The following is a 17,145-nucleotide window of genomic DNA, read 5'->3' as shown; positions in this document are numbered from 1 at the left end:
TTGATTTTTCTCAACGGAACAAGTACGGAATCTCGCGGTTGCTTACTTTTCGTAAGTATTGACCCTGCGGCCTTAAGGGGTGTGTAAGGTTCCTGGGGCGCGGACTGAACCGGAGGGCGGGGGTGTGCGCCATGTCCGACACCAGTCAAGGGCCTCCCCTATGGGGGCGCCGAGCGAAATCAGATCATTCCGTATCTTGAAACCTCTAGAATGAGGACCAACTGCCCCCTCTAGGTGGGCCATACGTCCCGGAGACTCGTTTTGAACAATCAGTGGTTTTCCAAGATCGCCGTCTGGCTGGTCATCGCCCTGGTGCTTTTCACCGTTTTCAAGCAGTTCGATACCCGGGGGCCGCGGGAGCTTCCGTCGTCGGCTACTCGGATTTCCTGGAGCAGGTGCGCAACAAGCAGATCAAGAACGCGGTCATCCAGGAGGGGCAGGGCGGCACCGAGATCGTGGCCATCACCAACGATGACCGCAAGGTGCGCACCACCGCCACCTACCTCGATCGCGGCCTGGTCGGTGACCTGATCAACAACGGCGTCAAGTTCGACGTCAAGCCGCGCGAAGAGGGCTCGCTGCTCATGACCCTGCTGGTCAGCGGGGGCCCGATGCTGCTGCTGATCGGCGTGTGGATCTACTTCATGCGCCAGATGCAGGGCGGCGGCAAGGGCGGCGCCTTCAGCTTCGGCAAGAGCAAGGCCCGCATGCTCGACGAGAGCAGCAACCAGATTACCTTCGCCGACGTCGCCGGTTGCGACGAGGCCAAGGAAGAGGTCAAGGAAGTCGTGGACTTCCTGAAGGACCCGCAGAAATTCCAGAAGCTCGGCGGCCGCATCCCGCGCGGCCTGCTGCTGGTCGGCCCTCCCGGCACTGGCAAGACGCTGCTGGCCAAGGGCATCGCCGGCGAGGCCAAGGTGCCCTTCTTCTCGATCTCCGGCTCCGACTTCGTCGAGATGTTCGTCGGCGTGGGCGCGGCCCGCGTGCGCGACATGTTCGAGAACGCGAAGAAGAACGCCCCCTGCATCATCTTCATCGATGAAATCGACGCGGTCGGCCGCCAGCGCGGCGCCGGCCTCGGCGGCGGCAACGACGAGCGCGAGCAGACCCTCAACCAGATGCTGGTCGAGATGGACGGCTTCGAGACCAACCTGGGCGTGATCGTGGTCGCCGCGACCAACCGCCCGGACATCCTGGACGCCGCCCTGCTGCGCCCTGGCCGCTTCGACCGCCAGGTCTACGTGACGCTGCCGGACATCCGCGGCCGCGAGCAGATCCTGAACGTGCACATGCGCAAGATCCCGATCGGCCAGGACGTGGCCCCGGGCATCATCGCCCGCGGCACCCCCGGCATGTCCGGCGCCGACCTGGCGAACCTGTGCAACGAAGCCGCCCTGATGGCCGCCCGCCGCAACGCGCGCGTGGTCGAGATGCAGGACTTCGAGAAGGCCAAGGACAAGATCATCATGGGCCCGGAGCGCAAGTCCATGGTGATGCCCGAGGAAGAGCGCCGCAACACGGCCTACCACGAGGCCGGCCACGCCATCATCGGCAAGCTGCTGCCCAAGTGCGACCCGGTGCACAAGGTGACGATCATCCCGCGCGGCCGCGCGCTGGGCGTGACCATGAGCCTGCCCGAGAAGGACCGCTACAGCTACGACCGCGAGTACATGCTCAACCAGATCGCCATGCTGTTCGGCGGCCGGATCGCGGAAGAGGTGTTCATGAACCAGATGACCACCGGCGCGAGCAACGACTTCGAGCGCGCGACGCACCTGGCCCGCGACATGGTGATGCGCTACGGCATGACCGACGCGCTGGGCCCGATGGTGTACGCCGAGAACGAGGGCGAGGTCTTCCTGGGCCGTTCGGTGACCAAGACCACCAACATCTCCGAGCAGACCATGCAGAAGGTGGACATGGAAGTCCGCCGGATCATCGACGAGCAGTACACGCTGGCCCGCCGCCTGATCGAGGACAACAAGGACAAGATGCACCGCATGGCGCAGGCCCTGCTGGAGTGGGAGACCATCGACGCCGAGCAGATCGACGACATCATGGCCGGCAAGGAGCCGCGTCCGCCCAAGGACTTCACGCCCCGCACGCCCAGCTCGGGCACCGGCGGCCCCACGGTGGGACCGGACCCGGCGCCGAACGCCGCGTAAAATCGCCGTGAATCGCGACAAAGGGGCCCTCTGGGCCCCTTTCGCTTTGCCCCGTAGCGCACAATTCCCCCATGAACCTGCAGTGGCAGACCTCCCGTTTCGCGATCGCGCTCGACCGTCCGCGGGTCATGGGCATCGTGAACGTCACGCCCGACTCCTTCTCGGACGGCGGGCGTTTCGTGAGCACGCGCACGGCGCTGGAGCACTGCGAGCAGCTGATCCGCGAGGGCGCGGACATCCTCGACATCGGCGGCGAATCGACGCGCCCGGGCATCGCCCCGGTGCCGCTGGACGAGGAGCGCGCCCGGGTGCTGCCGGTGGTGCGCGAAGCCGTGAAGTTCGGCGTGCCGATCTCGGTGGACACCTACAAGCCGGAGGTGATGCAGGAGGTGCTGGACCTCGGCGCCGACATCGTCAACGACATCTGGGCGCTGCGCCAGCCGGGCGCGGCCGACGTGGTGGCGGCGCATCCGTCCTGCGGCGTGTGCCTGATGCACATGCACGGCGAGCCGCAGACCATGCAGCGCACGCCCATGCAAGGCGACGCGGTGCCGCAGGTGCTGGAGTTCCTGCGCGAGCGCAGCGAGGAGCTGCGCCGGCGCGGCGTCTCGGTGTCGCGCATCGCCTGGGACCCGGGCATCGGTTTCGGCAAGACGGTGGACCAGAATTTCGCGCTGCTGGCGCGCCAGCGGGAGCTGCTGCACGAAGGCTATCCGCTGCTGGCGGGCTGGTCGCGCAAGTCCTCGCTGGGCGCGGTCACCGGCGGCGCGCCCGCGCACGAGCGCGTGACGGCCAGCGTGGCCGCGGCGCTGCTGGCGGTGGACAAGGGGGCGGCGATCGTGCGCGTGCACGACGTCCGGGAAACGGTGGCCGCGCTGAAGGTATGGGGCGCCACCCAGTCGGCCCTGGCGGGCCATGCAGGAAGCAAGACATGAGCAGACGTTATTTCGGCACCGACGGCATCCGCGGCACGGTGGGCGAGCCCCGATCACCCCGGACTTCGTGCTGCGCCTGGCGCACGCCGTCGGCCGGGTGCTCAAGCGCACCGAAGAGCGCCCCACGGTGCTGATCGGCAAGGACACGCGCATCTCCGGCTACATGCTGGAGAGCGCGCTGGAGTCCGGCTTCAATTCTGCCGGCGTGGACGTCGTGCTGCTCGGCCCGCTGCCGACGCCGGGCGTGGCCTACCTCACGAAGGCACAGCGCGCGAGCCTGGGCGTGGTGATCAGCGCCAGCCACAACCCGTATCCCGATAACGGCATCAAGTTCTTCAGCGCCCAGGGCACCAAGCTGCCGGACGCGTGGGAGCTGGACGTCGAGGCGGAGCTGGACAAGCCGCCGCAATGGGCCGACTCCGCCACCATCGGCAAGGCGCGCCGGCTGGAGGATGCCGCGGGCCGCTACATCGAGTTCTGCAAGAGCACCTTCGCGCACGAGCTCACGCTCAAGGGCATGAAGATCGCCGTGGATGCGGCGCACGGCGCGGCGTACCACATCGCTCCCAAGGTGTTCCACGAGCTGGGTGCCGAGGTCTTCTGCCTGGGCTGCTCGCCCGACGGCCTGAACATCAACGACAAGGTCGGCGCCACGCACCCGGAAGCGCTGGTCAGCGCGGTGCGCGCCAACCGCGCCGACTTCGGCATCGCGCTGGACGGCGACGCCGACCGGCTGCAGGTGGTGGATGCCAACGGCCGCCTGTTTCAACGGCGACGAGCTGCTGTACGTGATGGTGATGGACCGCATCCAGAACGGCGAACGCGTCCCGGGCGCCGTCGGCACGCTGATGACCAACATGGCTGTGGAACTGGCGCTGAAAGCGAAGGACGTCGAGTTCGTGCGCGCCAAGGTCGGCGACCGCTACGTGCTCGAGGAACTGGAAAAGCGCGGCTGGCTGCTGGGAGGCGAGGGCTCCGGCCACCTCCTGTGCCTGGACAAGCACACGACGGGCGACGGCCTGATCAGCGCGCTGCAGGTGCTCAAGGCCTGCGCGCGCAGCGGCAAGTCGGTCGCGCAGCTGCTGGAGGGCGTGACCCTGTTCCCGCAGACGCTGATCAACGTGCGTCTGGCCGCCGGGCAGGACTGGAAGAAGAACACGAAGCTTTCCGCCGAGTGCGACACGCTGCAGAAGGAGCTGGATGGCTCCGGCCGCGTGCTGATCCGCGCCAGCGGCACCGAGCCCGTGCTGCGCGTGATGGTGGAAGCCAGCGACGCGCAGGTCGCGCAAAGCGCCGCCGAACGGCTGGCCGAGGCGGTGCGCGGCGGATGAGCCCACGCGTGCTGGCGGTCCACCGCAGCAGCAGCCACAGCTTCAGCAAGTTCCAGGAAGACAGCATCACGCTCGTCGTCGGCCTGGGCGTGGAGGGCGACGCCCATGCGGGCGCGACCGTGAAACACCGCTCGCGCGTCGCCCGGGACCCATCCGCGCCCAACCTGCGGCAGGTGCACCTGATCCACGCCGAACTGTTCGACGAACTGGTGGAACGGGACCACGCCGTGTTCCCCGGCGACATGGGCGAGAACATCACCACGCGCGGCATCGAGCTGCTGTCCTTGCCCGCGGGAACCCGCCTGCGGCTGGGCGCGGAGGCCGAAGTCGAGGTCACCGGCCTGCGCAATCCGTGCAGGCAGATCGACCGCTTCCAGCCCGGATTGATGGCCAAAGTGCTCGATCGTGACGCCAACGGCCGCGTTGTCCGCAAAACCGGGGTGATGGCCGTGGTCCGCCGGGGCGGCACCGTCCGGGCCGGTGACGCCATCGTGCTGCAACTTCCGGAAACACCGCACCACCCGCTGGAGCCGGTCTAGCACCGCCTGGCGGGTCCTCGTCGCGAAGCTGCCACAGAGGAAATGAGTCACTGGGCAGCGGCCCGTTCCAGGGTCTACATTGGTTCCCATGCGACCCGCCCATCCGCTCCGCCAGACCGCCGCCCGCCTCCTGCTGGCCGGCGTGCTCGCGGTCGCGCCGCTGCTGCCGGCAGGCGCCCAGGCGGTGGCCGCCGACTACACCTTGACCCGCCCGGCCTGGGTTCCGGAGGCCGAGCTCACGCCGCGGCAGCCGCTGGCGGCCGTGGGCCCGGTCCGCCTGTCGGCGGCCGGCTCCCACACCGGCAGCGGCCTGTCGCTGGAAGCCGGCGAGAAGTGGTTCGCGCGCGCCGGCATCGGCCGCAGCCTGGTCACCGACGTGATGAGCGTGGGCGGCGGCTACCGCTTCCCGGGCGGCAACGCGCTGTCCATGCACGTGACGCGCCAGTTCGGGCAGGAAGGCCTGGGCCTGGCGGTGCGCTACGACTGGCGCTGGTCCTACCTGCGCTTCTCCTACGACCAGCCGCTGCGCAGCCAGCACGAGAGCGACCGGCTGCGCTTCTCGGCGGGCGTGCGCTTCTAGCCGCCTTCAGAACGCGTTCAGCACCGCGTCGCCATCGGCGGCGATCAGGCCGCCGTTGTCGCGCGTGATCACGATCGTCGCGGACCGCGGACGCGCGCCGGCACCGCCGGCCCCGTAGCCCGCATTGCCCGGCCAGTGGCTCAGGTACTTGGTCGGGTCCGTGACGTTGGCCTTGCTGATGGACTCGCCGGGGTGCTGCACGTTCACGAACAGCGCGCGCCCGTCGGGCGTTTCGCAGATACCCGTGATCTCGCAGTCGGCGGGGCCCACCAGGAAGCGGCGCAGCGTGTCGGCGCCGGGCGTGGCGCCCACGCGGGTCTGTACGTCCAGCGTGCTGCCGTCGCCCTTGGTGTACTGCAGCACGCGGGTCGCGCCGTCGCCCACCTGGCCCGGCTTGCCCACCAGCATCATGCAGTTGGTGACGTCGGTGAAGGCGCCGTCGTCGGTCTGGATGAAGACGAAGCCGGTCTTGGCGCTGAACCACAGGCCGTCGGGGCTGGAGAAGTCCTGGTCCGCGGTGAGGCTGGAGAGGTTCACCTTCGCCGGGTCCATGCCGGCCTCGGCGCCGAACAGGTAGATGTCCCAGGTGAAGCCGGTCGCGGCCGTATCGCCGCCGGTTTCGCGCATGCGCACGATGTGGCCGTTGATGTTGCCCGGCGCGCTGGGCGCGGTGGGCGCGTCGGTGTAGGCGCGCGGGTTGGCGGCGTCCAGGGCCATCTGCGTGCCCGTCGGCTCCACCTTGCGGTTGCTGTTGTTGGTGAGCGTGTAGTAGATCTCGCCGGTCACCGGGTGCACCGCGCACCACTCGGGACGGTCCATCTTCGTCGCGCCCAGGGCGTCGGCGGCGAGCCGCGCGTTCACCAGCACGTCGGCCTGGTCGGCGAAGGTGTAGGTGGCGTAGCCGGAGATCGCCGGGTTGGCGATGGCCAGCTCGATCCACTGGCCGGTGCCGTCGGCGTTGAACTTCGCCACGTACAGCTTGCCGGCATCCAGGTACTTGTCGCCGGTGGTGATGCGGTTGGCCGGGTTGGCATCGGCCGCGTCCCAGTTGGCGGCGGAGACGAACTTGTAGATGTATTCGCCGCGCGAGTCGTCGCCCATGTAGACCGCCAGCGGCCGGCCCGGCGCGCGCAGCCCGAAGGCGGCGCTCTCGTGCGCGAAGCGGCCGAGCGCGGTGCGCTTGCGCAGCGCCTGCGTGCCGTCATAGGGGTCGGCTTCCACCATCCAGCCGAAGGTGTTGAGCTCGTTGCGGTAATCGTCCGTGCCGTCGGTGGAGGCCCCCACCTGGCTGATGTTCCAGCGCGCGTAGGCGTCGGCCGCGCCGGCCGTCTCCCAGCCGTGGCGGCTGGCCGCGCCCTGTGCGCGCCCGTAGCGGTTGAGGGACACCACGCTGCGCGCCGTGGCGCCGCCGCGCGCGGTGTTGTCGGTGGACGAGCGCGTGAAGTAGCCGGCCCAGTTCTCTTCGCCGGTCAGGAAGCTGCCCCAGGGCGTGATCCCGGTGCCGCAGTTGTTGATGGTGCCACGGCAGTCGGTGCCGACGCTGGAGAACAGCGTCTTCATCAGCGTGCTGCTCCGCGCGGGGCCGTGGATGCGCATGGGGGTCAGCGGCGTCACGCGGCGGTTGTACGCCGAGCCCTTCACGTAGGCGAAGCGGCCGTTCTGCTTGCGGACCTCGACGAAGGACAGCCCGTGCGCGGGAATCTCCTTGTCGGCCTCGGCGGCCGGGCGTGGGTTGGGCGTGGTGCCGGCGGCGTGCAGGAACTGGTCCGTCAGCGCCTCGTGGTTCATCGCGAGGATGGCGCGGTCCGAGCCGGCCGCGTCGCGTGCCGTGCCGGCGGCGTTCAGGCCGAAGTACTCCATGCCGTCGTGGTGGTCGCCGGCTCGGTTCTCGAAGCCCGTGTCGGTGCCGTCGTTGCGGTAGTCCGGCGTGGCCGCGTCCAGCGGGTCGCCCACCGCGTAGAGGACCGTGGCCGTGTAGCCGGCCGGCACGCTCACAACGTCCGCCGTGCTCTTGGCGACTGCGGCGAAGGACAGCCGCAGCGGCTGCGGACCGGCAGCAGGCGTGGGGGCCGGGGCCGGGGCCGGAGCCGCCACCGCATCGCTGCCGCCCCCGCAGCCGGCGACCGTGCCCAGCACCGCCGCCGCCGCGGAGCCCATGCCGACGCGCAGCACGTTGCGGCGCGACAGCCTTTCTTCCAGCACCTCCATCAGGGAGCGGTTGCCGCTGCCGTTGCAGTCTTCCTCATCGGCGCCGTGCAGTGCGGCGATCTCATTGCGCGTGGACGCGTTCATCGTTGGCTTGCCTTTCTTGGAGAGGGATGCAGTCGGCGCGAAGCTTAGGAAGCGCGCGTGACAGCAGCGTGGCAAGCGGGTGGCAGAACGATGACGGTGGGCGCGCGGGGCCGCGCGGGGGCGAATCTTCAGTGGCCGGCGAGCGCGCGGGCCTCGCGCTGCAGCGTTTCCCTGGCGAGCCGCTCGGGCGGAACGGCCAGCAGCAGCTGCACGCGGGTGCGGATCGCATGCATGGTCCTGCGGAAGGCTTCGAGCTTCTGCTCCTCGCTGCCTTGCACTTCCGAGGGATCCGGATAGCTCCAGTGCGCGGTGGCGGGCGCGCCGGGCCAGAACGGGCACTGCTCGCCCGCGGCGTTGTCGCAGACGGTGATCACCAGGTCGACCGCCGGCGCCCCGGGCCCGGCGAACTCGTCCCAGCTCTTGCTGCGCAGGCCGGTGGTGGCGATGCCCGCGCCTTGCAGCACGCGCAATGCCAGCGGGTTCGGCTGCTGGTGGGCCCGCGGGCTGCTGCCGGCCGAGAAGGCGCGGAAGCGCCCGGCGCCGAGGTGGTTCAGGAGGGCCTCGGCCAGGATGCTGCGCGCGGAGTTGTGCGTGCAGAGGAAGAGGACGCGCAGGGGTTCGGTACGCATGAGGGGGCCATTTTCCAGGGCCTCCATGACAGCTGCATGACGGTGGCGGCACCGTCACGGAACTGCCAAGCAAACGCCACGAGGGCGTCACGCGCGGGCGCAAGACTGCCTCCATGCCGCAGGAGCGAACATGAACGAGCTGCCCACGCCGACCTTTCCGCTGTCGCCGGTCCCGCCGCTTCGGAGGGTGCTGCACCGGCCTTTCCCTGCAGCCGTGGCGGGCCCGGAGGCCGGCCCCGGGATCACCGTCTCCTGGGCGCGGCACCTCGACGAGGTCCGGGAAGCCCAGCGCCTGCGCTACGAGGTGTTCTGCGGGGAGATGGGGGCGCGGCTGGCAACCCGCGTCCCGGGGCACGACGCCGACCTGTTCGACGGCCACTGCGAGCACCTGCTGGTGCGCTCGACGGAAACGCGGCAGGTGATCGGCACCTACCGCGTGCTGACGCCGGCGCAGGCCCGCGGGGTCAGCGGCCTGTACAGCGACACCGAATTCGACCTCTGGCGGCTGCGCGCGTTGCGCCCCCGCATGGTGGAGATGGGACGCAGCTGCGTGCATCGGGACCATCGGCATGGCGGCGTGATCCTGGCGCTGTGGGGCGCACTCGGCGAATTCATGCAGTGCAAGGGGCTGGACACGATGGTCGGCTGCGCCAGCATCCCCATGCTGCACAACGGCGTGGTCGGCGGCGACGCGGCGGCGAGCATCTGGCGGCAGTTGAAGGACACCCACCTCGCCGCGATCGATGTCCAGGTCACGCCGCGGCTGCCGCTGCCGGTGGAGCAGTTCGATGCGAGCCGGCACGCCGAGCCGCCCGCCCTGATCAAGGGCTACCTGCGGCTGGGCGCCAAGGTGCTCGGACCACCCGCATGGGATCCGGATTTCAACACCGCGGACCTGCCGATGATGATGCGGATGCAGGACATGCCCGCGCGCTACCGCAAGCACTTCCTGGGGGCCTGATGCGCGCGGCGTTCGATGCCTTCGGACCCCTGGTCGCCGGCTTCGGCCTGGCGCCGGACGAGCGCGGCGAGGCCGCCGAGCATCCGCGCTACCGCACCGTCTTCATCTCCGACCTGCACCTGGGCACCGCGGGCTGCCAGGCGGGGCCGCTGCTCGAATTCCTGAAGACCCATCCCAGCGAGCAGCTGTACCTGGTGGGGGACATCTTCGACGGCTGGCAGCTGCGCAAGCGCTGGTTCTGGCCGCAGTCGCACAACGACGTGGTGCAGAAAAGCTGCTGCGGCGCGCGCGCAAGGGCTGCCGCGTCGTCTACGTCCCGGGCAACCACGACGAATTCGCGCGCCAGTTCGTCGGCCACAGCTTCGGCGGCATCGAGGTGGTGTCCGAGGCGGTGCACGTGACGGCCGCCGGCGAGCAGCTGTGGGTGCTGCACGGCGACCGCTTCGACGGCGTGATCCAGTGCGCCAAATGGCTCGCGCACATGGGCGACACGCTCTACGAATTCACGCTGCGCCTGAACCGGCACCTGAACCGCCTGCGCGGACGCATGGGCCTGCCCTACTGGTCGCTGTCCGCCTACCTGAAGCACAAGGTGAAGAAGGCGCTCAACTACGTCACCGACTTCGAAACGGCGGTCGCGCACGAGGCGCGCCGGCGCGGCCACCAGGGCGTGGTCTGCGGGCACATCCATCGCGCCGAGATGCGGCGCATCGACGGGGTGCTGTACTGCAACGACGGCGACTGGGTGGAAAGCCGCACGGCCCTGGTGGAACACCACGACGGCCGCCTCGAACTGCTGCACTGGTGCCCCGCCGCGGACCGCAGCTTCAACGAACACGAAACCCTCGCGGAGACCGCATGAAGATATCGCTGGTGACGGATGCCTGGATGCCCCAGGTCAATGGCGTGGTGACCACGCTGGTGGAACTGGTGCGCGAGCTGCGCGCCGCCGGCCACCAGGTCCAGGTCGTCGAGCCCGGGCAGTTCAGGACCCGGCCCTGCCCGGGCTATGCAGGCATCGACCTGGCCATCGCGCCGGCGGCGGCGCTGGCCGACAAGCTCGACGCCTTCGTGCCCGATGCGATCCACCTGGCGACGGAGGGACCCCTCGGCTGGTCGGCGCGCCGCTATTGCCTGCGCCGCGGCCTGGCGTTCACGACGGCCTTCCACACCAAGTTCCCGGAGATCGTGAACGCCGCGGTCAAGGTCCCCCTGCGCTGGGGTTACGCGCTGATGCGGCACTTCCACGCGCCTTCCTCCGGCGTCATGGTCCCCACGCCCAGCGTGCTGCAGATGCTGGAGGCCAGGGGCTTTCGCAACCTGCGCGCCTGGACGCACGGCGTGGACACCAGGCTGTTCGCGTTCAGCGGTGCACCGCGCACCTTCCCCGGCCTGGAGGATGCTCCTCGGCCGCTGCTGCTGTTCGTCGGCCGCGTGTCCTACGAGAAGAACATCGAGGCCTTCCTGCGCATGCCCTTCGCCGGCACCAAGGTGGTCTGCGGCGTGGGGCCGGTGGAGGACCAGCTCCGAAAGCGCTATCCCGAAGCCCGCTGGGTCGGGCTGCTGCCCCGGCCGGAGCTCGCGAAGCTGTATGCGGCCGCCGACCTCTTCGTGTTCCCCAGCCGCGCGGACACCTTCGGCCTCGTGATGGCCGAGGCCATGGCCTGCGGCACGCCGGTCGCCGCGTACCCGGTGGACGGCCCCCTGACGGTGCTGGGCCGCGGAAACCGCGCCGGCGCGGGCAGCCTGGGCGGCGCGATGCACGAGGACCTGCAGAAGGCCTGCTTCGCCGCGTTGACCGTGCAGCGCCACGAGGCCAGGCTGCGCGCGCTGGACTTCAGCTGGGAGCATGCGGCCTCGCTGTTCGCCGGCTATCTCGTGCCGGCGCGGCCCGTGACGGCGCGCGGCGAAGCGGCGGCGATCGTCACGGAAGTGTCATGAACGATCGTGACACTGTCACGGTTGCGTCATCCTCCCCTCCGCCCAGCATGTGCGATGCCATCCCGACGGTCGTTCCCTTCCTCGACCGAGACCACAGCATCCTTGCCTTCAACGAAAGGGTGCTGGACTGGGCGCAGCGCGCGAGCGTGCCGCTGCTGGAGCGGTTGCGCTTCCTGGCCATCGTCTCCTCCAACCTCGACGAGTTCTTCGAGGTCCGCGCGGCGGACCACCTCTCGGCGGCCCTGGCGGGCGAGCACAAGGGCCCCTACACGGTGGACAGCTTCGAGCGGCTGGCCAAGGCGGCACACCAGCTGGTGGAGCGGCAGTACGCGCTCTACAACGACGAATTGATGCCGGCCTTCGCCAAGGAAGGCATCGCGATCGTCTCCCACGGCGAGCGCAGCGCGCAGCAGAGGGAATGGGTGCACGAATACTTCGAGCGCGAGGTGCGCCCGCTGCTGATTCCCGTGGGGCTGGATCCCGCGCATCCCTTTCCCCAGGTGGCCAACAAGTCGCTGAACTTCATCGTCCGGCTTTCCGGCAAGGACGCCTTCGGCCGCGAGAACGAGATCGCGATCGTCAAGGTCCCGCGCGTGCTGCCGCGGCTGATCCCGATGCCCGCCAAGGTTTCCGGCAAGCGCACCCTGCTGGTGTCGCTGTCGAGCGTGATCCGGGCCCACCTGGACCTGCTGTTCGCCGGCCGGGAAGTCGGGCAGTTCTCACAGTTCCGCCTCACGCGGCACTCGGAGCTGGCCGTGGGCGAGGAGGAAGTGCGCAACTTGCGCACGGCGCTGCGCCTGGGACTGCAGCAGCGGCACTACGGCCAGGCGGTGCGCCTGGAGGTCTCCGCCGGCTGCTCCGATCACCTCTCGCGCTTCCTGCTCACGCAGTTCGAGCTGCCCGAAGGCGCGCTGTACCGCGTGCACGGGCCGGTGAACCTGGTGCGGCTGCAGCAGATGGTGGACCTGGTGGAGGCACCCAGGCTGCGCTTTCCCGCGTACGTGCCCGGCTATCCGCGCGGCCTGGTTCCCGGCCGCCCGATCTTCGCCCAGCTGAAGAAGGCGGACGTGCTGATCCACCAGCCCTTCGAGAGCTTCGACGGCGTGCTGGCCTTCCTGCGCGAGGCGGTGGTGGACCCGCAGGTGCTGGCGATCAAGCAGACCATCTACCGCACCGGCAACGACTCCGAGATGATGGAGTTGCTGCGCGAAGCGGTGCGGCGCGGCAAGGAAGTCACCCTGGTCGTCGAACTCAAGGCGCGCTTCGACGAGGAGGCCAACATCAACTGGGCCGAGGCGCTGGAAGCCGTGGGCGCGCAGGTGGTGTACGGCGTGGTCGGCCTCAAGACGCACGCCAAGCTGCTGCTGGTCACGCGGCGCGAGAGTTCCGGCCTCGTGCGCTATGCGCACCTGTCCACCGGCAACTACAACCCGCGCACGGCGCGCCTGTACACCGACATCAGCCAGCTCACGGCCGACCCGCAGCTGACCTCCGACGTCGAACAGGTGTTCGTGCACCTCGCAAGCCAGAGCAAGCTGCCGCGGCTCAACCACGTGTGGCTCGCGCCCTTCCAGCTGCAGCGCAAGCTGGCCGAGCAGATCGACCTGGTGGGGCACGCCGCCGCCGGCGGCCTGGACGGCCGCATCGTGCTGAAGATGAACGCGCTGACCGACGAACCGCTGATGGAGGCGCTGGTGCGCGCGGGCCGGCGCGGCGCGCGCATCGACCTGATCGTGCGCGGCGCCTGCATGCTGCCCGCGCAGGTGCCGGGGCTGAGCGAGAACATCCGCGTGCGCTCCGTCATCGGCCGCTTCCTGGAGCATTCGCGCGTCTTCTACTTCCGCGCGGGATCGCAGGAGCAGCTCTACCTGTCCAGCGCGGACTGGATGAACCGCAACATGCTGCGGCGCGTGGAGCTGGCCTGGCCGGTGCTGGACCCCAGGCTGCGCCAGCGCGTCATCGACGAGTGCCTGCAGGCCTACCTGCACGACGGCCGCGACGCGTGGGACCTGCAGCCCGATGGCGGCTACCGGCGCGTGAAGGGTGCCGAGGAGCCGCGCGGGCCCGGCGCCCAGGCCGCCCTCATGGAACGCTATGCCGCCCCGCCCGGGGACGACGAGGTGCGGCGGTGGACCTGATCCTGTGGCGCCATGCCGAAGCCGAGGACGAACAGGAAGGCCGGGACGACCTGGACCGCCCGCTCACCGCGCGCGGCGAGAAGCAGGCTGCCCGCGTGGGCAAGTGGCTGGACCGGACGCTGCCGGAAGGCACGCGCGTGCTGTGCAGCCCGGCGCTGCGCTGCCAGCAGACCGCGCTCGCCCTGGGGCGCAAGTTCAAGCTGCGCGACGAACTGGCGCCCGGCGCGCAGGCCTCGGACCTGCTCGAACTGGTGCAATGGCCGGCGGCCCGCCACCCGGTCATGCTGGTGGGGCACCAGCCGGTGATCGGCGCGACGCTCGCGCAGCTGCTGCGGCTGCAGGCGGACAACTGCGCGGTGCGCAAGGGCGCGGTGTGGTGGCTGCGCACCCGCGAGCGCGACGGCGCCGGCCAGACCGTGGTCTGGGCGGTGCAGTCGGCGGAAACCGCCTGATCTTCAGCTGCCGGCCGGCCGGCCGGTCTTGACCACCGGGACGGCGCCGACGGCCGCGAGGAAGGCGGCGTCGCCCATGCCCGCCAGCGCCTGCACGCCGGCGCGCAGCACCTCGCTCTTCTTGGCCGGTCGTCCCAGCGTCGCCGCGCGCAGCTTGAGCGCCTCGATCACGGCGTATTCCGCCTTCGGGATGGTGAAGCTGTCGCGGACCAGCTTGGGCTTCTTCGGCTTGTCGGCTTTCCCGCCTTTTTCTGCATTCGCCGGCCTGGCCGGCTTCGCCTTCACCTTGCCGGCCTCTTGCGCCGGTGGCGCGGCGGCGGCGCGGGGCTTGCGTGCGGTCGTCTTGCCGGCGGGTGCGGCCGACTTCGCGGCGGTCTTGGTACGGGTGCCCATGGAGGCCTCTCTCTAGTTCGGGATAAACAATATAAACGGTTTATACGGTTTATGCGAAAAAGGGCACGCCGATCCGCCACCGCCCCCGGATTCAGGCCAGCGCGAGGGTCCAGGGCGTCTTCTGCCATGCCAGGACTTCTTCTCGCAGCAGGTGGGCCGATTGCGGCCACTGCGTCGTCCAGCCGCGCGGCAGCGTGAGCGAGAGGGACTGGCCGGTGCCGGCCAGCCGCAGCCCCGCCACGTCGGGGTCGCGCCGCGCGTGGCACAGGATCACGGCGATGCGCAGGCAGGCGAGCTGCCGCACCATTGTCGTGTCCGCGAAATCCAGGTCCAGCTTGCGCAGCTTGCCGCGGTGGCCCAGCACCAGCTGGCTCAGGCGGTGCAGCTCGCTTTGCGCGAAGCCGGGCGCGTCTGCGTTCTCCAGGATGTAGGCGCCGTGCTTGTGCGCGTCGCTGTGCGAGATCAGGGCGCCGATCTCGTGCAGCTGCGCCGCCCAGGCCAGCTTACGCTCCAGCCGCTGCAGTTCCTCCGCGGGGGTGCCGGCGCCTAGCTGCCGGAACAGGGCGCAGGCGACGCGCGCGACGCGGTCAGCCTGCGCCGGATCGGCCTCGAAGCGTGTGGCCAGCCGCGCCACCGTAGCGGTGCGCACGTCCGTGTCGGTGTGCTCCCGATCGAGCAGGTCGTACAGGACGCCATGGCGCAGCGCGCCTTGCGCGGTGTGCAGCGTGTCGATACCGAGCAGGTCGAACACCGCGCGCAGCACGCTCAGGCCGCCGCCGATCACGGGCCGCCGGTCCTCCTTGAGCCCCGGCAGGCGCACCCGGTCGGCGCTGCGCGCCTGCAGCAGCTGCGCCTCCAGCCACAGGAGGCCGTCTCGCGTGACCACTCCAGGGTCATGCCCGGTCGCCGCGAGCACGTCGCCCACCGCGCCTATGGTGCCGGAGGACCCGTAGGCCACGTCCCAGCTGCCGGGCGCATAGGCGCTCAGGGCCTCGTCCAGGATGGCCTGCGCCGCGATCGCGGCGCCGTGGAAGGCCTCGGGGGTGAACTGTCCCTCCGGAAAATAGCGCATCGACCAGGCGACGCTGCCGACGCGGTAGCTCTCCATCACCTCGGCCCGGTACTGCCGGCCCAGGATCAACTCGGTGGAACGGCCGCCGATGTCCACCACCAGCCGCTTCTCGTCGGACTGCGGCAGCAGGCGGGCCACGCCCTGGTAGATCAGGCGCGCTTCCTCGCGGCCGGGGATCACGTCGATGGGAAAACCGAGGATGGTGCGGGCGCGCAACAGGAACACGTCGCGGTTGCGCGCCTCGCGCAGGGTCTGCGTGGCGACGGCGCGCACCTGGCGCGGGCCGAAGCCGGCCAGGCGCTCGGCGAAGCGGGCCAGGCAGTCCCAGCCTCGCTCCATCGCCTCGGTCGTGAGGTTGCGCGCGTCATCCAGCCCGTTGCCCTGGCGGACCGTCTCCTTGAGGTATTCGACCCGGTCGATGTGCCCGAGGTCCAGCCGGCCGATCTCCAGCCGGAAGCTGTTGGAGCCGAGGTCGACAGCCGCGAGGAGGGTACCGTCTTGCATGGGTGGGGCCGGGGCGGGCCAGCATAGCACCGGGCCGTGCGGCGCGGTGCTTCAGCCCACCACGCGGCCGTCCGCGGCGAGCATGGATTGCGTGACGTAGGAAGCGCTGCGGCGCTGGGCGTCGAAGCTGACGTGGAAGCCGCCGAGGTCGATGTCCCGCCGGCGCTGGAAGGCGGCCAGCACGCCGGCGCGCGAGGGTACGCCATCGACGTCCGCCAGCACTTCGTAGGTGTACCGCGCGGCGATGAAGCCGGCGAGGCTCAGCGCCACCGGCGGCTCGTCGAACAGGCGCGCGAGCACCGCTCGGTATTGCCGCACGATCGGCAGCGAGGCATTCACCATGGGCACCGCCTGCGTGGCGATCACAGGCGTCGAACGCCCGCCACCCATCTGTGCCAGGGTCTGCAGGTTGACGTCGGCCAGCGCGATCACGTAGCGCTGCCGTGCCTGGCGGTCCAGGCCCTGCGTGAACTGCACGAGCTCGGGGTGCCGCCCACGAACAGCAGCAGCGGCGGCGTGGAGGGGCCGAGCCGCTGGCCCAGCTGCGCGAGGTTGCTCGTGCCGGTCCAGGTGGCCAGCCTGAGCTTCAGCGCGGTGGCGGCGCGGGCGAGGTCGCCGCGGTACAGGTCCGCCTCGCGCGGGGATGCGAACACCGCTCCGACTTCCTGGATGCCGGCGACGCTCAACGACTTGAGCGCATGCGCGACCTGCTCCTGGCGCGCGGCGAAGATCGGGAAGGTCCGATCGTCCACCTCCACGCTGGAATTCTGCAGCCACGGCGCCGCATGCGCGATGCTGGCGCCTTCCTCGCGCAGCAGCGCCGTGAGCTGCGTCGCGACCGGGTCGCCGGCCGTGCCCGAGAGGACGACGCAGGCGGGGTTGTCGCGCAGCGCGCGCCAAGCCTGGCGCGTTCCGGCCGGCGTGCCGTCGACTTCCACGGCCAGGTGCTCCACGGGCCGCCCGCGGATGCCGCCGCGGCTGTTGATGTCCTGCCAGGCGGCGCGCGCGCCGACCAGGAAGTCCTTGGCCACGTCCTGTCCCGCGGCGGACGTGTCGTGCAGTTGCGCGACGAGCAGGGCGCGCTGGGGGAAGGCCGCTGGGCCGCGGCGGGCAGGGCGAGGCAGGCGGCGGCGCCTGCGAGCAGGGTGCGCCGGCGCAGGGCGGGCAGGCTGCGGTTCATCGTGCAGTGGTTTTCGTTGTGGGAGCCGCGGCG

13 protein-coding genes and 3 pseudogenes are annotated in these 17,145 nt (G+C 70.2%); 10 read left to right on the top strand and 6 right to left on the bottom strand.

The genetic code is table 11. From position 1 onward, the window contains the following. Positions 1-261 precede the first annotated feature (261 nt). The 5 genes and pseudogenes from ftsH to HK415_RS08970 all read left to right on the top strand — a co-directional run bounded on the left by ftsH (position 262) and on the right by HK415_RS08970 (position 5,550). Positions 262-2,165: pseudogene (gene ftsH, locus HK415_RS08990) on the top strand (ATP-dependent zinc metalloprotease FtsH). 77 nt (positions 2,166-2,242) lie between these two features. Continuing rightward, positions 2,243-3,100, top strand: coding sequence for a dihydropteroate synthase (gene folP, locus HK415_RS08985; RefSeq protein WP_171563263.1), 858 nt, complete (start codon positions 2,243-2,245; stop codon positions 3,098-3,100). Further along, positions 3,097-4,431, top strand: a pseudogene (glmM, locus tag HK415_RS08980) (phosphoglucosamine mutase). The gene folP and the pseudogene glmM overlap by 4 nt, the downstream one beginning before the upstream one ends. Next, a complete protein-coding gene (locus HK415_RS08975) occupies positions 4,428-4,970 on the top strand; it encodes an MOSC domain-containing protein (RefSeq protein WP_171558309.1) in 543 nt (180 codons plus the stop codon). The pseudogene glmM and the gene HK415_RS08975 overlap by 4 nt, the downstream one beginning before the upstream one ends. Positions 4,971-5,058: 88 nt before the next feature. Continuing rightward, on the top strand, positions 5,059-5,550 hold the full coding sequence (locus HK415_RS08970; protein ID WP_171558307.1) for a hypothetical protein: 492 nt from the start codon (positions 5,059-5,061) through the stop codon (positions 5,548-5,550). Between the two features lie 6 nt (positions 5,551-5,556). Here HK415_RS08970 and HK415_RS08965 read toward each other — a convergent pair whose 3' ends face one another. Together HK415_RS08965 and HK415_RS08960 are read right to left on the bottom strand one after the other, a co-directional pair. Then, entirely contained in the window at positions 5,557-7,842 is a 2,286-nt protein-coding gene (locus tag HK415_RS08965; protein WP_171558304.1) for a PhoX family protein, read from the bottom strand. A gap of 128 nt (positions 7,843-7,970) precedes the next feature. Next, a complete protein-coding gene (locus tag HK415_RS08960; protein WP_171558302.1) occupies positions 7,971-8,471 on the bottom strand; it encodes an arsenate reductase ArsC in 501 nt (166 codons plus the stop codon). Positions 8,472-8,601: 130 nt separating this feature from the next. Between HK415_RS08960 and HK415_RS08955 the strand changes: the two genes are divergently transcribed. The 5 genes and pseudogenes from HK415_RS08955 (at position 8,602) to HK415_RS08935 (ending at position 13,963) form a co-directional block, all read left to right on the top strand. After that, positions 8,602-9,432, top strand: coding sequence for a GNAT family N-acetyltransferase (locus tag HK415_RS08955; RefSeq protein WP_171558300.1), 831 nt, complete (start codon positions 8,602-8,604; stop codon positions 9,430-9,432). Beyond that, positions 9,432-10,294, top strand: a pseudogene (locus HK415_RS08950) (UDP-2,3-diacylglucosamine diphosphatase). The gene HK415_RS08955 and the pseudogene HK415_RS08950 overlap by 1 nt, the downstream one beginning before the upstream one ends. Beyond that, positions 10,291-11,373, top strand: coding sequence for a glycosyltransferase family 4 protein (locus tag HK415_RS08945; protein WP_171558297.1), 1,083 nt, complete (start codon positions 10,291-10,293; stop codon positions 11,371-11,373). The pseudogene HK415_RS08950 and the gene HK415_RS08945 overlap by 4 nt, the downstream one beginning before the upstream one ends. A 47-nt stretch (positions 11,374-11,420) precedes the next feature. Continuing rightward, a complete protein-coding gene (ppk1, locus tag HK415_RS08940) occupies positions 11,421-13,511 on the top strand; it encodes a polyphosphate kinase 1 (RefSeq protein ID WP_253261824.1) in 2,091 nt (696 codons plus the stop codon). Then, positions 13,502-13,963, top strand: a complete 462-nt coding sequence (locus tag HK415_RS08935) for a SixA phosphatase family protein (protein WP_171558293.1) — start codon at positions 13,502-13,504, stop codon at positions 13,961-13,963. Before ppk1 ends, HK415_RS08935 begins: the two co-directional genes overlap by 10 nt. 3 nt (positions 13,964-13,966) lie before the next feature. Here HK415_RS08935 and HK415_RS08930 read toward each other — a convergent pair whose 3' ends face one another. The 4 genes from HK415_RS08930 to HK415_RS08920 form a co-directional block, all read right to left on the bottom strand. Further along, positions 13,967-14,356 carry a hypothetical protein gene (locus tag HK415_RS08930; protein WP_171558290.1) on the bottom strand — a complete coding sequence of 130 codons (390 nt, stop codon included), beginning with the start codon at positions 14,354-14,356 and terminating at the stop codon, positions 13,967-13,969. Positions 14,357-14,447: 91 nt separating this feature from the next. Then, positions 14,448-15,932, bottom strand: coding sequence for a Ppx/GppA phosphatase family protein (locus HK415_RS08925; protein ID WP_171558288.1), 1,485 nt, complete (start codon positions 15,930-15,932; stop codon positions 14,448-14,450). 51 nt (positions 15,933-15,983) lie between these two features. Next, positions 15,984-16,409 (bottom strand): type 1 periplasmic-binding domain-containing protein, encoded by a 426-nt coding sequence (locus tag HK415_RS24840; RefSeq protein ID WP_253261823.1) that lies wholly within the window; start codon positions 16,407-16,409, stop codon positions 15,984-15,986. Then, positions 16,361-16,963: an ABC transporter substrate-binding protein gene (locus HK415_RS08920; RefSeq protein ID WP_309246633.1), complete on the bottom strand. Its 603-nt coding sequence runs from the start codon at positions 16,961-16,963 to the stop codon at positions 16,361-16,363. The genes HK415_RS24840 and HK415_RS08920 overlap by 49 nt, the downstream gene beginning before the upstream one ends. Positions 16,964-17,145: the final 182 nt, after the last annotated feature.

The organism is Ramlibacter montanisoli, assembly GCF_013087525.1.
Classification (GTDB): Bacteria; Pseudomonadota; Gammaproteobacteria; order Burkholderiales; family Burkholderiaceae_C; genus Ramlibacter; species Ramlibacter montanisoli.
This window is presented reverse-complemented; position numbering and strand designations above follow the sequence as displayed.

Bases quoted from the DNA above. Each gene is read 5' to 3' on its own strand.
- HK415_RS08975 (WP_171558309.1), top strand. From the start codon at position 4,428: ATGAGCCCACGCGTGCTGGCGGTCCACCGCAGCAGCAGCCACAGCTTC.
- HK415_RS08970 (WP_171558307.1), top strand. From the start codon at position 5,059: ATGCGACCCGCCCATCCGCTCCGCCAGACCGCCGCCCGCCTCCTGCTG.
- HK415_RS08965 (WP_171558304.1), bottom strand. From the start codon at position 7,842: ATGAACGCGTCCACGCGCAATGAGATCGCCGCACTGCACGGCGCCGAT.
- HK415_RS08960 (WP_171558302.1), bottom strand. From the start codon at position 8,471: ATGCGTACCGAACCCCTGCGCGTCCTCTTCCTCTGCACGCACAACTCC.
- HK415_RS08955 (WP_171558300.1), top strand. From the start codon at position 8,602: ATGAACGAGCTGCCCACGCCGACCTTTCCGCTGTCGCCGGTCCCGCCG.
- HK415_RS08945 (WP_171558297.1), top strand. From the start codon at position 10,291: ATGAAGATATCGCTGGTGACGGATGCCTGGATGCCCCAGGTCAATGGC.
- ppk1 (WP_253261824.1), top strand. From the start codon at position 11,421: ATGTGCGATGCCATCCCGACGGTCGTTCCCTTCCTCGACCGAGACCAC.
- HK415_RS08930 (WP_171558290.1), bottom strand. From the start codon at position 14,356: ATGGGCACCCGTACCAAGACCGCCGCGAAGTCGGCCGCACCCGCCGGC.
- HK415_RS08925 (WP_171558288.1), bottom strand. From the start codon at position 15,932: ATGCAAGACGGTACCCTCCTCGCGGCTGTCGACCTCGGCTCCAACAGC.